Source organism: Caballeronia terrestris, from assembly GCF_001544515.1.
In the GTDB taxonomy this organism is placed as follows: domain Bacteria; phylum Pseudomonadota; class Gammaproteobacteria; order Burkholderiales; family Burkholderiaceae; genus Caballeronia; species Caballeronia terrestris.
The window spans coordinates 52,851-66,900 of the sequence record NZ_FCOL02000011.1; the positions used below are offsets into that span (position 1 = coordinate 52,851).

The 14,050-nt window shown below is 65.3% G+C and carries 12 protein-coding genes; 7 read left to right on the forward strand and 5 right to left on the reverse strand.

The genetic code is table 11. The features are described from left to right. The first annotated feature begins 6 nt into the window (after positions 1 to 6). Positions 7 to 1,647, forward strand: coding sequence for a gamma-glutamyltransferase (gene ggt / locus AWB67_RS11965; RefSeq protein ID WP_087656454.1), 1,641 nt, complete (start codon positions 7 to 9; stop codon positions 1,645 to 1,647). Between the two features lie 27 nt (positions 1,648 to 1,674). On the opposite strand, the gene AWB67_RS11970 is transcribed toward ggt, so the two are convergent. Further along, positions 1,675 to 2,754 carry a glycosyl hydrolase gene (locus AWB67_RS11970; RefSeq protein WP_087656455.1) on the reverse strand — a complete coding sequence of 360 codons (1,080 nt, stop codon included), beginning with the start codon at positions 2,752 to 2,754 and terminating at the stop codon, positions 1,675 to 1,677. Positions 2,755 to 2,935: 181 nt separating this feature from the next. Between AWB67_RS11970 and AWB67_RS11975 the strand changes: the two genes are divergently transcribed. Next, on the forward strand, positions 2,936 to 3,466 hold the full coding sequence (locus AWB67_RS11975) for a hypothetical protein (protein ID WP_087656456.1): 531 nt from the start codon (positions 2,936 to 2,938) through the stop codon (positions 3,464 to 3,466). Positions 3,467 to 3,520: 54 nt separating this feature from the next. Next, complete coding sequence (locus AWB67_RS11980; RefSeq protein WP_087656457.1) at positions 3,521 to 4,174, forward strand: HAD-IA family hydrolase; 654 nt, start codon at positions 3,521 to 3,523, stop codon at positions 4,172 to 4,174. Positions 4,175 to 4,179: 5 nt separating this feature from the next. Here AWB67_RS11980 and AWB67_RS11985 read toward each other — a convergent pair whose 3' ends face one another. The 3 genes from AWB67_RS11985 to AWB67_RS11995 all read right to left on the reverse strand — a co-directional run bounded on the left by AWB67_RS11985 (position 4,180) and on the right by AWB67_RS11995 (position 6,881). Next, positions 4,180 to 5,475: an SUMF1/EgtB/PvdO family nonheme iron enzyme gene (locus tag AWB67_RS11985; RefSeq protein WP_087656458.1), complete on the reverse strand. Its 1,296-nt coding sequence runs from the start codon at positions 5,473 to 5,475 to the stop codon at positions 4,180 to 4,182. Positions 5,476 to 5,602: 127 nt separating this feature from the next. Then, positions 5,603 to 6,319: a helix-turn-helix domain-containing protein gene (locus AWB67_RS11990; protein WP_087656459.1), complete on the reverse strand. Its 717-nt coding sequence runs from the start codon at positions 6,317 to 6,319 to the stop codon at positions 5,603 to 5,605. Positions 6,320 to 6,407: 88 nt separating this feature from the next. Then, complete coding sequence (locus tag AWB67_RS11995; RefSeq protein ID WP_087656460.1) at positions 6,408 to 6,881, reverse strand: universal stress protein; 474 nt, start codon at positions 6,879 to 6,881, stop codon at positions 6,408 to 6,410. A gap of 227 nt (positions 6,882 to 7,108) precedes the next feature. Here AWB67_RS11995 and AWB67_RS12000 point away from each other — a divergent pair, with 227 nt between their 5' ends. From AWB67_RS12000 to AWB67_RS12015, 4 genes are all read left to right on the forward strand, one after another. Further along, positions 7,109 to 8,668, forward strand: a complete 1,560-nt coding sequence (locus tag AWB67_RS12000) for an MFS transporter (RefSeq protein WP_087656461.1) — start codon at positions 7,109 to 7,111, stop codon at positions 8,666 to 8,668. A gap of 177 nt (positions 8,669 to 8,845) precedes the next feature. Further along, entirely contained in the window at positions 8,846 to 10,018 is a 1,173-nt protein-coding gene (locus AWB67_RS12005; RefSeq protein WP_087656462.1) for a hypothetical protein, read from the forward strand. A gap of 242 nt (positions 10,019 to 10,260) precedes the next feature. Continuing rightward, positions 10,261 to 11,838, forward strand: a complete 1,578-nt coding sequence (locus AWB67_RS12010) for an aldehyde dehydrogenase (NADP(+)) (RefSeq protein WP_087656463.1) — start codon at positions 10,261 to 10,263, stop codon at positions 11,836 to 11,838. A gap of 39 nt (positions 11,839 to 11,877) precedes the next feature. After that, positions 11,878 to 12,807, forward strand: coding sequence for an SMP-30/gluconolactonase/LRE family protein (locus tag AWB67_RS12015; protein WP_087656464.1), 930 nt, complete (start codon positions 11,878 to 11,880; stop codon positions 12,805 to 12,807). 4 nt (positions 12,808 to 12,811) lie between these two features. Here AWB67_RS12015 and AWB67_RS12020 read toward each other — a convergent pair whose 3' ends face one another. Further along, positions 12,812 to 13,834, reverse strand: coding sequence for a DUF2891 domain-containing protein (locus AWB67_RS12020; protein WP_087656465.1), 1,023 nt, complete (start codon positions 13,832 to 13,834; stop codon positions 12,812 to 12,814). Positions 13,835 to 14,050 lie beyond the last annotated feature (216 nt).

The window sequence follows — 14,050 nt, forward strand, 5'->3', positions numbered from 1 at the left end:
CGCCCAATGACTTCATTCAACTGGCAGAACCCTTATCCGACACCGCGCATGCCGGTGTTCGCCCGCAACATCGTGTCGACGTCGCATCCGCTCGCGGCGCAGGCCGGCTTGCGCATGTTGTGGCAAGGCGGCAATGCCGTCGATGCCGCGATCGCCGCCGCCGCCGCGCTCACAGTCGTGGAGCCGGTCTCGTGCGGTCTCGGCGGCGACGCGTTCGCGCTCGTGTGGGACGGTGCGAAGCTGCACGGCCTGAACGCGTCGGGCGTGGCGCCGGCGGCCTGGAACGTCGATTACTTCAGGCGCAAGTACGGCGAGGACAGCGGCGGCGTCGCGATCCAGCCGAAGCGCGGCTGGGACACGGTGACGGTGCCGGGAGTGATCGCCGGATGGGAGGCGCTGCACGCCAAGTTCGGCTCGCTGCCGTTCGGAGATTTGATGCAGCCCGCGATCGAGATCGCCGAGCGCGGGCATGCGGTCGCGAACATCGTCGCGCACAAGTGGGCGGCGGCAGTGCCGGAACTGAAGGACCTGCCGGGTTACGCCGATGTCTTCATGCCGCGCGGCCGTGCGCCGCAGGTGAGCGAACTGATGCGCTTCCCCGGTCACGCGAAGACGCTGCGCATGCTCGCGGAAGCGGGCCCTCGCGCGTACTACGAAGGCGAGACGGCCGAAAAGATCGCGGCGTTCGCGAAGCAGCACGGCGGCGCGATGACGGCCGACGATTTACGCGGCTACCGTGCCGACTGGGTCGAGCCGATCGCGAAGGACTATCGCGGTTACACGGTGCATGAGATTCCGCCGAACGGGCAGGGGATCGCGGCGCTGATCGCGCTCGGCATCCTCGACAAGTTCGACGTCAAGTCGCTGACGGTGGACAACATCGAATCGCAGCATTTGCAGATCGAAGCGATGAAGCTCGCGTTCGCGGACCTCTACCAGTACGTGGCCGATCCGCGCTCGATGGAGGTCACGCCCGAGCAGATGCTCGACGACGCCTATCTCACCGAGCGCGCGAAGCTGATCGACCCGAACCGCGCGCGGCATTTCGACTTCGGCATGCCGAAGGCGGGCGGGACGATCTACATGTCGGTCGCCGACGAACGCGGCATGATGGTGAGCTTCATCCAGTCGAACTACATGGGCTTCGGCTCGGGCGTGGTCGTGCCGGATACGGGCATCTCGCTGCAGAATCGCGGCTGCGGATTTTCGATGGACCCGAAGTCAGCAAACGTCGTGGAAGGCGGCAAGCGGCCGTTCCATACGATCATTCCGGCGTTCCTCACGCAGGAGGTGAACGGCGCGCGCGAGGCGGTGATGAGCTTCGGCGTGATGGGCGGCGACATGCAGCCGCAAGGACACGTGCAGTCGATCGTGCGGATGCTCGACTACGGCCAGCAGCCTCAGGCCGCGTGCGACGCGCCGCGCTGGAAGGTGAACCGCGACTTCACGATCGACATCGAATCGACGTTGAGCAGGACGACGGCGACGGCGCTGGAATCGATGGGGCACACGATCAAGTCCATCGACGATCCTTATATGGACTTCGGCTCCGGCCAGTACATCTGGAAGCTCGATCGCAACGAGCCGGAGCGCGGGTATGTCGCGGCTAGTGATAGCCGGCGTGATGGGTTGGCGGCGGGGTTTTAGTCTGCGAAAGTCAGGCGGCGATAGCCCTCACACCGGATTCGCCGCCACGAAATTCCTGAACGCAGCGTAGGCGGCATTGCGCGTCGCACCGTCGGCCTGAATCAAGCCGTAGCTGGCATCGATCACGTCGTACATCATCACCGATTCAATGTTGTACTTGTCCTTGATCGAGCGATACTGCGTGAGCGCCTTCGTCACGTAATCGGCCGCCGACTGCTGCGTATCCGCGTTGCCCGACCAGCCCCACTCGGTCAGCCAGATCGGCACGTTGAACGAGTCCTTCAATACCTGCAGCACGTCCACGCACGCGCGGTTGCGTCCGCCGCACTGGATGTCGCCCGAGCTCTTGTACCAGTGGTAGCTCGTGAACTCCCAGCGCAGCGTGGCGGCGCCCGCGACGCCTTGTGCGCTGCCGTCGGGCGAGATGCCGTTCCACAGCATCTGCAGCGCGCGATACGCCATCGGAATGCCGACGTTCACGCCGCACTGGATCGTCGGATCAATCGCTTTCACGCCGTCGATCATGCCGCGCAGCACGCCGCGAAACGACGGCCAGCACGCGGGGTTCCAGTCGGTGGACAGACTGCCGTCGCCGCCGATCTTGAGGGCCACGTCGAGCTCGTTGCCGCATTCGATGTACTTGACCAGCCCCTTCAACGGCTTCGTGCAGTTCACGCCGAGATCGTAGCCGAGCGTGTACGCTGCCGATTCCGAGCTGTTGCAGTCCCATCCCGCCGAGATCGGGTTGAGCACTGGCAGGATCGATACGCCGCTGCCCGCGAACGGTCCGGTCAAAGCGTCGGCGAGCGTTTTCGACATGCCCTTGTCGGCGGTGTCGCAGCGGTAGCTGGTCACGCCGAGGTCCTTGAGGATCGCGAGTTGATCGGCGGCCGACATCGTCTTGTAGATGCCGTTGCCCCACGCCATGTGGCCGTTCATGCCGTAGAAGAGGCTGTCGGTGGATGCGGCGGCTTGTTGCGGGACCGTTACCGCAGGCTGCGGTGCGGCGTTCGCCTTGCCGACGCTGTCGACCTGTGCCGCGCTGCCGCCGCCTCCACCGCCGCCGCAGGCCGCGAGCATCGCGCCGCCTGCTGAGGCCAGCATCATCGAGAGGAATTTTCTGCGTGAATCGGGTGTGCTGACGGGCATGTTCGCGGAGGTTGGGGCTGCAATAACCTCCGTTTACGGCTAAAAGGGCCGCGTTCTTGAATCGCGTTTCGTTTCACAGCCGTGCCGGGGCATGGGCCTTGCTGCGAAACCAGGCAAATTCACGAGAGAGGAGCATCTGATGGAAAAGCGCGGCTCGAAGCATTCAAGCAACGACGCGGTCGGCCTGATCGAGCAACAGCTAAAGGTGCTCGCGATGGCGCTCGATGCCGGCGCGCAGTCGCCACCATTGAGGGGCGTGGAGTTGAAGCGCAGGCACGAGCCGGCGCTGGTCATCGCATCGGATTCCGAGCTTCTTCCACACGCGACGATGCAACGCGTGCTCGTGTCGAACGCATTGCTCGCGATAGGCGATTTTCTGTCGGATCATCACATCGACGAATCGCGTGCGCCCGAGATTCAGTTCCTCGCCCGCGTGCGCGATGCGATCCGACGCGGCAACGTGATCACCGTGCATTCCGGCGAGCCATTCCCGGAAGCGACTTTCGGTGGCCTGAAAATCGACGCGTCCGACAACGGCAAGCCGCTCTTTCGCGATGAAGACGCGAGCGAAGGGCTGCTGTGCATCGGCGATGCGGTCGCGCTGATGCAGCGTGTCGCCGAGCATCTGCGCGGCATGCGGCATCTCTACAGCGCGGGCGATGCGGGCTGAGCGGCGGCGCGACCTGTAAGATCGGGTCTTCCTGAATAATCCTGAGGTCGAGCAGTGAATATCGAAGCCATCATTTTCGATAGCGACGGCACGCTCGTCGATAGCGAGACGCTGTCGGCGCGGGTCATCGCGGGCATCCTCGGCGACTCTGGCGCGCGGGTGTCGGACGAGCAGGTCCTCGAGCGGTTTCGCGGATGCCGCTTCGCCCAGTTCGCGCAGTCGCTTCTCGAAGACTTCCCGGTGATGGACATCGACCGCTTCACGCTCGAATTCCGCATGCGTTCGACGGAGGTCTTCGCGCGCGAACTCAAGCCGATGCGCGGCGCTCTGGAACTGGTGAGCGGGCTTGCGATGGAGAAATGCGTGGCGTCGAACGGGCCGCGCGACAAGATCGAAATGTGCCTCGGCGTCACGGGGCTTCTGCCGTACTTCGAGGACCGCATCGCAAGCGCGTACGAGGTCCAGTCGTGGAAGCCGGACCCGGGCCTGATCGTCCATGCGTCATCGTTGATGGGTGTTCCGGTGCAGCGTTGTCTGCTGATCGAAGACAGTCTTGCCGGGGTCGAGGCGGGGCTTGCGGCGGGCGTGCAGGTGGTGGGGTATCGGCTCAGTGACAGCGTGCAGGGCGCATTGAGCCGGCGTGTGCCCGTGATCAGCGAGTTCGAGGAGTTGGAGCGGGTGATGAGCCGCGAACGCGGCTCAGCGTAATGTCCTCATTTGCCAACGCACCGAAACCCCGCATAAACATACTGATAATGCGCCTGGAACCAGTTGCGAAAGCTCGGCCGCAGCATGCAGGCGGCGGTTCTGGGCGACCCCCCTTTGATCACATAATGCTTCCCGTCGTAGAAATTGGCCGAATAGCCAAGGTAGAACGGAAACGGCTCGAACCCGGGCAGCGGGCCAAATGTCGTCGACGTCCATTCCCAGCCGTTCCCGTATTGCCCTTGCACGCCGAACGCGCTCCGGTTCTCCGGATTGGCACGCACTGACTCCGACTCCCATCGACGGAAATCGAAATTGCCCTCGGCGCCTTGCGGCACGCCATCGGCCGCGCGCTGCCATTGTGCTTCCGTCGGTAGCGCCTTGCCCGTCCAGCGCGCGTACGCGCTTGCTTCCGCGTGGCTCACGTACACCGGCCAGTCGAGCGGCAGCGCGATTTCCTCAAACATCGTGCGCAGCTTCCAGGCGCCACGTTCGCCGTCCTCGCGCCGCCAGAACGCCGGGTTCGCAATGCCTTCGCTTTCCTTCCAGGCCCAATCGGCATCGTTCCAGTACGCACGATTCGCATAGCCGCCCGCATCGACGAACGCGAGGTAATCGGCGTTCGTCACCATGTGCCGGTCGATGTCGAACGCGGGCACCTCGACCGTCTGCCGTCCGAACTCGTTGTCCCAGCCGAAGACGCCCGCGCCGCGCTCCAATCCGAGCGTCACGGTTCCTGCCGGCACGTGCACCATGTCGCGCGCGAGATCGCTGGCAGCGGCCGGCTCCGCGGGTAGCGTCGGCCCCGACTTCTGATGCAGCGGCAATTGATGCAGCATGTATGCGAGCGTCTCGGCGTGCATCAGCCGGTGTTCGATCGCGACTTCGAGCAGCGTCGCGGGATCGGCTTCCCCGGTCGATACGGGATTCTTCGCGATATCCAGCGGATCGAAGCGCGCGTCGATATCGTCGCGAATGCGCTGCGTGTAGGCGCGCACCGCGTCGAGCGACGGCCATTCGTGCGGCTGGTCGGTCGGCAGGCCGCCGTCCACCGGATCGATGCCGAACGCGAAAAGCTGGTCGTATTCAGGATTCGCGCTCGGTAGATCGAACAGGCGCTTGTCGAAGAGATTGCGGTCGAAGGCTTCGAGATGCCCGATATAAAACACGATCCGATGCCGCTCGGCGATCGGTCGCTCATACAGATATTCAGGCTTGACGATGTCGAAGAGGGCATCGGTGGTGCGGCGCGCATCGGTGAGGCGTGCCAGCAGCGGATGACGCGGGGCAGGGTCGCGATTCATGTCGCCAGGTCTCCGTAGCAGGACGAGCAGAAAGACTAACGGGTAGCAGACCGCATGCCACCCGCGAACGATCTGCAATCATCCCACGACCGGCGAAATTCGTCAGATCAGGCGCAGGCGAAATTCTTCAGATCGCGCGCAGGCCCGCAAAATCGCGGATGCGGATCAGCTTGCCGTGCGCATCGATCAGGCCGCGCGCCTGGAAGCGCGACAGCGTGCGGCTCACGGTTTCGAGCGTGATGCCGAGATAGCTGCCGATCTCCTCGCGCGTCATGCGCAGCGTGAATTCTGCCGCCGCGTAGCCGCGCCGCGTGAAGCGCGCGGACAAATCGAGCAAAAGGCGCGCGACGCGCTCATCGGCGCGCAGCGAGCCGAGCGTCGTCAGTTGATTCGTCTCGCGGACGATTTCGCGGCTCATCATCTGGTGCAGCCGCCGCTGGATCGAGCCGGATTCGCGGCACATGCGCTCGAAACTCGAGTAGGGCACGATGCACACAGAGCTATCTTCCAGCGCGATCGCGGTGCACATGTGCCGGTTTTCGCCGATGCCGTCGAGTCCGAGCGCATCGCCGCCGAGATGCAGGCCCGTGACCTGCTCGCGGCCGCCTTCGCGCGACACGACCGTCTTGATCGAGCCCGAGCGGATCGCGTAGAGCGACTCGAACGCGTCGCCGGCGCGGAAGAGGGCGTCGCCGCGGCGCACGGCGCGTGTCGCGGAGATGACGTCTTCGAGCTTGCCGGTTTCCTCGGCGGTGAGGCCTTCAGGCACACAAAGATGGCGCATCGCGCACTCCGAACAATGCGCGACGTGACGGCGGGCTTGCAGGGCGTGGACGTGGGACATGGCGCGCTCGGAGTTTGATCGATGACAAACCATTCTCCCACCGACGCCTCCCACGCCCGGGCGACATAATGACGCGCGCCGTAATCTTTTAGGATTGTTCCGCTGGATTCTCACTTCCCGCCGCCGACGGAATCAGCAGCACTGGCAAGGTCGCCTGCCGCAAACATCTTTCGGCGACGCTGCCGAGAATCAGCCGCTGAAAGCCCTTGCGACCGTGCGTGCCCATCACGAGCAGATCGGCGTTGAAGTCGCGCGCGGCCTTGAGCACGAGCGCCGACACATCCTCGAGCGACGTCGCCTCGCCGATCGCCACGTCGCCTTCGATGCCACGCGCCCTCATCGCCTCGATCGATTCGGAGCCGAGCGTCTTGCCCTGCTCGACCAGTTGCGTGCGCAGCGCGGACGGATCGTAGCCCGGCACGTCGAAGTAGAGCGGCGTGTTTTCCACGACGTAAAACGGTTGCAGAACGGCGCCGTGGATCTGCGCGAGATCGAGCGCGGCCTCGAACGCGCGGCGAGAAGTCTGACTGCCGTCGATCGCGACGACGATGCGTTTGAACATGCGAAACCTCCGATATTTGCGTGGAACGTTGAGAACGCTGTGGAAGATCGTGCACCCGTCTGACCCGGCAGAAATTGACGAGTGCCGTGTTCCGATCATTTTGATCGCGGCGGCCCAGAATAAAAGTTGCCTTACAATTCAGGGGTAAGTTAAACCAGCAGCCGCTTAAAAGCCGACTCGTGACCCAGTCCAATCCCGCCCTGCCGTTCAGAAACGCACTTTTCGCGATGCTCGGCATCGGTCTCGTCAACATGCTGGTCGCGCTTGACCAGACGGTCGTCAGCACGGCGCTACCGTCGATCGTCGCCGAATTGCACGGCTTCGAGTACTACGCGTGGATCGCGAGCGCGTATCTGCTGGCGTCGGTGGTGACGGTGCCGGTCTTCGGGCGTCTCGGCGACTATTTCGGCCGCAAACGCTTCGTCATCGCGGCGGTTGTCACGTTCACGGTGGCGTCCGTCCTGTGCGGGCTCGCGAACGACATGCTGTTCCTCGTTTTCGCGCGGGGCTTGCAGGGCATCGGCGGCGGGATGATGGTGGGCACGGCGTTCGCCGCGATCCCCGATCTCTTCCCCGATCCGCGCGCCCGCGTGCGCTGGCAGGTCGTGATGGCAGCGGCGTACGGCATCGGCACGGCGGCGGGGCCGTCGCTCGGCGGGTGGATGAGCCAGCACTGGGGCTGGCGCTCGACGTTCCTGATCAACCTGCCGGTCGGCGTGGCCGCGTTCTATTTCATCTGGGCGCATCTGCCGAACTTCCACCGTCCGCGCCAGGGCGACGTGCGCATCGACTGGCTCGGCGCGGGGCTCGTCGCGGCGACGCTCGGCTGCCTGCAGGCGCTGATCGAAGCGGTGCCGAAGGACGGCATGACGACGGGCAACCTCGCGCTCGCCGCGTGCGTGATCGCGGGCGCGGCGGCGCTTTTGATCTGCGAAAAGCGCGCGACGCACCCGATCATCCCGCTCGACATCTTCCGCGACCCGCAACTCGTCACGCTGTTCACGCTGTCGTTTCTGGCGGGATTCGTGATGTTTTCGCTGATTTTCTTCGCGCCGCTGCTGCTGCAAGGCGGTTTCGGCCTGACGCCGCAGCAGGCGGGGCTGCTCGCGACGCCGATCGCCGCCTGCATCGCGCTCGGCAGCGTCATCAACACGCGCATCGTGATTCATCTGCCGAAGCCGACGCTGATCCTCACGATCGGGTTCGGGCTCTTGCTGTGCGCGTCGATTGCGCTGGCGTTCGCGAAGGCGTCGACGCCGCACGTCTGGATCGAACTGCCGATGGCGGGGATCGGCATCGGGCTCGGCTTCATCCTGAACAACCTGAACGTGTTCGGGCAGGAGATCGCCGGGCGCGAACGCTTCGGCATCACGACGGCGCTCCTGCAATCGACGCGTATGGTCGGCGGCATGCTCGGCACGAGCATCGTCGCGACGATCGTCGCCCATCATTACCGCAACGTCGTCGAACGGACGATGCGGGTGATCGGCGAGCCGGCGGCCACCACCTGGCTGCCGCGCTTCGCCGATCCGCGCATCCTGATCGACGAGGGCTTGCGGCAGGCACTCTTCGCCGATCTGCGTCCGACCGGCCTCGACGCGCAAGCACTCGTCGATGCCGCCCGCGAGGCGCTCGTGCAGTCGATCCACATCGGCGTCATGCTGACGGCGATCGCCGCGCTCGCGGCGGCGCTGCTGGTGCGGCGCATTTCGCACATCACGTTCCGCCGCGCGGGAACGGTGGCGGCGCCCGCGACAGCGCCCGCGCCTGCCGAACAGCAGGGGTGACCCGCGCGCCGCGCGCGGCTACTATCGTCAAAAAGAATCGCAATCGTTGACGCGACGCGGCGTCTTCCGTAGAAGTGCGTCCCTTTTCGCAACAATCGGTGTGGTTGTTTGCTGTACCGGCATGAAGCCGCGGCAATCACGCGATGCGAAGCCGGAAACACGCAACGGAAAACGACGATGAACCCCGATCTCTCCAGCTTCTCCCTTATCCGCGACGATTTCGCGATCCGCCTGCAACGCCGCATCGGCCTGATTCCTCGGGAGGGCCTGGGCGTCGCGCGCCGTGCGATTCTGCTCGCGGTCTTCACCTGGCTGCCGATCGCCGTCTGGGGCTTCATTCTGCGCAGGACGTCGGAGGGCGCTGCCGGCGAGTCGCTGCTGTCGCACTTCGACATCCACGCGCGCTGTCTTATCGCGATACCGTGCTTCGTGATCGCGGAGGGCGTCGGTGCGGCGCTCGTGCCGCGGCTTCTCGCGCTCTTCAAAATGGGCGGCATCGTCACGCCCGCCGACGAACCGCGCTTCCACCAGATCCTCGCCGACACGGCGCGCCTGCGCGACCGCACGCTCGCGTGGGTGCTGATCGGCGTCGCGATCGTGGCGGGCGTCGCGTTCGGCCCGTGGACCTACGGCGACGAGCCGCTGCGCTGGGCGGCGGAGGTTACGGCGAACGGCGGGCGGATCGGCTTCGGCGGCTGGTGGTATCTGCTCGTCGTGCGGCCGCTCTTCATGGCACTGTGCTTTGCTTGGCTGTGGCGCCTCGTCCTGATGTGCGTGCTGTTTCACCGGATCGCGCAATTGCCGCTCTCGTTCGTGCCGACGCATCCGGATCGCGCGGGCGGCATCGGTTTCATCGAGCGCTCGCTGACGATGTTCAGCCCGGTCGTGTTCGGGCTGTCGGCGGTCGCGGCGTCGTCCTTTGCGCACGAAATCCTGTTTCACGGCGGCACCGTCACCGCGCTGCGCTTGCCGATGACGGCGGTGGCGGTCGTGCTCTCGATCGTCTTCCTGCTGCCGATGCTGTGCTTCGTGAAGGCGCTCGCGGCGGCCAAGCGCCGCGCTGAAGCGGAATACGGCGCGCTCGTCGCGAATCATGGGCGCGCGGTGCGCAGGCGCTGGATCGAGGGCGATCACACCGCGCCGCCCGCGATGCTCGACGCGCCTGAACTCGGCGCTACCGCGGATGTGATGGTGCTCTACACGTCGGCGAAAAGCATGCGGGCCGTGCCGCTCTCGAAGCGCGGCATCGCGACGATCGTCGCGCCCGCCGCTTTGCCGATGCTGGTCGCAGCCGCGACACAGGTGCCGATCAAGAGCATTCTGCTGAAGGTGCTCGGTTCGCTGGTGTAAGGTTGTTAGGCGAAGCCGTGTCGCTTGTTTGACAACTTGAAATCACGTACTAGACTGCGCGGGAGCGAGCATCGCGATTGCGTGCCTTCCACCCTGTGCGGAACGCTTGGCGTCAGCGCGAGTCACTTCAAGACACGTCCCGCCCGCTGGCCGCTTCTTATGCGACGACGGCCACGGCCATTCCAACCATCGCAGTCCGCGGGCGCTTGGCGCCACGCGCGGCTCATCAAGGAGTTCAGGACATGAAGATCACCGGAGAAATGCTGATCGGCGCAACGGCGGTGCGAGGTTCCGACGCCACGCTCCGGGCGTTCGACCCGGCCCGCAACGCCGACCTCGAACCGGTCTTCGGCGGCGGCGGAGCGGCTGAAGTCGCGCGTGCCTGCGAACTGGCGGAAGCCGCGTTCGAGCCCTACCGCCGCGCACCGCTCGAAACGCGCGCGCAATTCCTGGAAGCCATCGCGGACAACATCGTCGGACTGGGCGATGCGCTGATCGAGCGCGCTCACGCCGAATCCGCGCTGCCGAAAGCGCGGCTCGAAGGGGAGCGCGCCCGCACGATCGGTCAGTTGCGGCTTTTCGCGTCGCTCGTGCGCGAAGGTCGCTGGCTCGACGCGACGCTCGATTCCGCGCAGCCCGACCGCAAGCCGCTGCCGCGTCCTGATTTGCGCCTGCAGAAGATTCCGGTCGGCCCCGTCGCGGTGTTCGGCGCCAGTAACTTTCCGCTCGCGTTCTCGGTGGCGGGCGGCGATACGGTGTCGGCGTTCGCGGCGGGGTGTCCCGTCGTCGTGAAATCGCATCCGGCGCACCTCGGCACGTCGGAGCTGGTCGGACGTGCGATTCAGAAGGCGGTGGCCGACAGCGGCCTGCCCGAAGGCGTGTTTTCGCTCGTCGTCGGCGCCGGGAACGCGATCGGCGAGGCGCTCGTCGCGCATCCGGCGATCCGCTCGGTCGGCTTCACCGGCTCGCGGCGCGGCGGGCTGGCGCTGCTCGACATCGCGTCGAAGCGCCCCGAGCCGATTCCCGTCTTCGCCGAAATGAGCAGCGTGAATCCGCTGTTCGCGCTGCCGGGCGCGCTCGCCGTGCGCGGCGACGCGCTCGCGACCGCTTTCGTTGATTCCGTGACACTCGGCGTCGGCCAGTTCTGCACGAGTCCGGGACTCGTAATCGCGGTGGAAGGGCCGCACCTTCAGGAATTCATCGACGCCGCCTCGGCCGCGCTCGACAAGAAGGGCGCTCAGACGATGCTGACGGCGGGCATCGCGGCGGCGTATGCCGATGGCATCGAACAGCGCGACGCCACGGGCGTGGCGCGGATGGCGACCGGCGCCTCCACCGATGCCGCGTGCAGCGCGCTGCCGGCCTTGTATCAGGCGAACGCGGAGCAATTCCTCACGACGCCGCAGTTGCAGGACGAGATTTTCGGGCCGACGTCGCTGATCGTCGTATGCGCCGACGAGGACGAGATGATCAAGGTCGCGCGCCGGCTGGAGGGCCAGTTGACGGCGACGCTCCATCTCGAAGGTGACGATTTTCCGCTCGCGAAGCGCCTGATTCCGGTGCTCGAACGCAAGGTCGGGCGCATCCTCGCGAACGGTTTTCCGACGGGCGTCGAGGTGTCGTACGCGATGGTCCACGGCGGGCCGTACCCGGCGACTTCCGACAGCCGATCGACCTCGGTCGGCGCGCTGGCGATCGAGCGCTTCCTGCGCCCGGTGTGCTATCAGGATCTGCCGGCTGCGTTGCTGCCACAGTCGCTCGCCGACGACAATCCGCTGAACCTTTGGCGACTGCGGGACGGCGAACTCGGCCCCAATTAATTACGATAGCGGCTTACTGCGAATATAAGGAGACAAAAAATGGAACGCCGCTACCCCGATCCCTCCGTGCGTGTGCTCGATCCGCGGTTCAATGCGCTGCGGATTGCGGCGGCATCGGTGGAATGTCTTTATGAGGGCGCGCGCTGGTCCGAAGGCCCGGTCTGGTTCGCCGACGGCCGCTATCTGCTGTGGAGCGACATTCCGAACAACCGCATCCTCCGCTGGGACGAAGCGACGGGCGAGGTCGGCACGTTCCGCCAGCCGTCGAACAACGCGAACGGTCACACGCGCGACCACGAAGGGCGGCTCGTGTCGTGCGAACACCTGACGCGGCGGGTAACGCGCACCGAATACGACGGATCGATCACGGTGCTCGCCGACCGCTTCGAGGGCAAACCGCTGAATTCGCCGAACGATGTTGTCGTGAAATCGGATGGATCGATCTGGTTCAGCGACCCGACGTTCGGCATCGACGGCTTCTATGAAGGCGAGCAGCAGGCGCCGCAACTGAAGCCCGCCGTGTACCGCATCGACGGGCAGAGCGGCGAAGTGACCTTGATGACCGACGATTTCATTGGCCCGAACGGTTTGGCGTTCTCGCCGGACGAATCGGTGCTGTATGTGGTCGAATCGCGGGCGACGCCGCGCAAGATCTACGCGTTCGATGTCGCCGAGGGCGGCCGAGCGCTCAGCAACTGCCGCGAACTGATCGATGCGGGCGCGGGCACGCCGGACGGTTTTCGCGTCGACGTGCACGGCAACCTGTGGTGCGGCTGGGGCATGGGCACCGACGAACTCGACGGCGTGCGCATCTTCACGCCGCAAGGCGAGGCGATCGGGCATATCGCGCTGCCCGAGCGCTGCGCCAATGTGTGCTTTGGCGGGCGGCATCGCAACCGGCTGTTCATGGCCGCGAGCCACGGGTTGTATGCGGTTTACGTCAATACGCAGGGCGTCAAAGGCGGCTGAAAAGTCACGCTTCGAGCGCCAATAAAGCAAACGTCGCGAGCCAGTGCTCGCCCATGTAATCCCCCGCGACGTGCGCGATCCCCGACGCCAGATGCTCGTCCGCAGCGGCTTCGAGCAGCGCGACGCGCGCATCGCCCGCCGGCAGCGCCCGTGCGATCGACCGCTGGCACCACGCGCGGCTCAGATTCAGGCCGTCGAGATGGGCGAGCTTGCCGTCGCTGCGATCGGTGACGGTCGCGGGCAAGAAGAGCGCCGCCGGTTCGCGCGCGGCGAGCTGCGGCAAAAAGCGGTCGAACCAGCCGATGAACTCGCCCGCAGGCAGCACGCGCCGCATCAATTCCGCCTCCATCAGCGACGGCGACAGGAACTCGTCGCCCGCCGGCTCCCACGCCTGGCAGGCCTCGTCGTGCAGATACCAGCGCTTCGCCGCCTCAATAATCAGCGTCTCGAACGCCGCATCGCGCGTCTGCCGTGCGTAGCCGATCGAAAGCGACAGGGCGAACGCCATATTGAAATGCGTCCCGACGCGCAGCGGATATGTCGACTTCGGCAGGAATTCGACGAAACGCGCGACGAACGCATCGGCGAGTGGCTGCAGCGTGTTGGCCCAGCGGCGGCCTTCGCCGGAGTCCATCGAACGAAGCTGGCCCGCGAGCGCCAACAGCCACGCCCAGCCGTACGGACGCTCGAAGCCGCGCGCGGCGGGGCGCTCCAGATATGCGACTTCCGCCGCGACGTTCGCCTCCGTCACATGCGCGTCGATCAGCGTGCGAATCTGCTCCGCTTCCGGCAATTGCGGAAACTGGTCGAAAAGCCGCGCGATCAGCCAGTACCCGTGCACGCAGGAATGCCAGTCGTAGCTGCCGTAGAAGATCGGATGCAGCGCGCGCGGGCCTTGCAAGTCCTCGGCGCTCGCCATGACGTGATCGAGCTTGTTCGGATATTCGCGCGTCAGGTGTCCGAGCGCGACGCGCGCGAACTTCGATGCAAGCGTGCCGTCCAGGGCGATGGGTGTTTGGGTGGTCATGAGCGCCTCGTCGTTTTCAAACAGGGAAATGTAAGATGCCGCGAATCTCGACGCGACACTTTATCGATAAAAAATCGATAAAGTTTGTCCTAGGGGTAACTACGTAGGCACGTTGCGGCGGTTAAGCTTTTACGCCGATCGTCGTATAAACTTCCGCGCGAACGCCAGCAGAGCGGCCCGGGCGGTCGACTCAGTCGATCGGCCGGCAACGAAAAG

Excerpts from the sequence above, each read along its gene's own strand:
- ggt (WP_087656454.1), top strand. The coding sequence starts at position 7 with ATGACTTCATTCAACTGGCAGAACCCTTATCCGACACCGCGCATGCCG.
- AWB67_RS11970 (WP_087656455.1), bottom strand. The coding sequence starts at position 2,754 with ATGATGCTGGCCTCAGCAGGCGGCGCGATGCTCGCGGCCTGCGGCGGC.
- AWB67_RS11975 (WP_087656456.1), top strand. The coding sequence starts at position 2,936 with ATGGAAAAGCGCGGCTCGAAGCATTCAAGCAACGACGCGGTCGGCCTG.
- AWB67_RS11985 (WP_087656458.1), bottom strand. The coding sequence starts at position 5,475 with ATGAATCGCGACCCTGCCCCGCGTCATCCGCTGCTGGCACGCCTCACC.
- AWB67_RS11990 (WP_087656459.1), bottom strand. The coding sequence starts at position 6,319 with ATGTCCCACGTCCACGCCCTGCAAGCCCGCCGTCACGTCGCGCATTGT.
- AWB67_RS11995 (WP_087656460.1), bottom strand. The coding sequence starts at position 6,881 with ATGTTCAAACGCATCGTCGTCGCGATCGACGGCAGTCAGACTTCTCGC.
- AWB67_RS12000 (WP_087656461.1), top strand. The coding sequence starts at position 7,109 with ATGCTCGGCATCGGTCTCGTCAACATGCTGGTCGCGCTTGACCAGACG.
- AWB67_RS12005 (WP_087656462.1), top strand. The coding sequence starts at position 8,846 with ATGAACCCCGATCTCTCCAGCTTCTCCCTTATCCGCGACGATTTCGCG.
- AWB67_RS12010 (WP_087656463.1), top strand. The coding sequence starts at position 10,261 with ATGAAGATCACCGGAGAAATGCTGATCGGCGCAACGGCGGTGCGAGGT.
- AWB67_RS12015 (WP_087656464.1), top strand. The coding sequence starts at position 11,878 with ATGGAACGCCGCTACCCCGATCCCTCCGTGCGTGTGCTCGATCCGCGG.
- AWB67_RS12020 (WP_087656465.1), bottom strand. The coding sequence starts at position 13,834 with ATGACCACCCAAACACCCATCGCCCTGGACGGCACGCTTGCATCGAAG.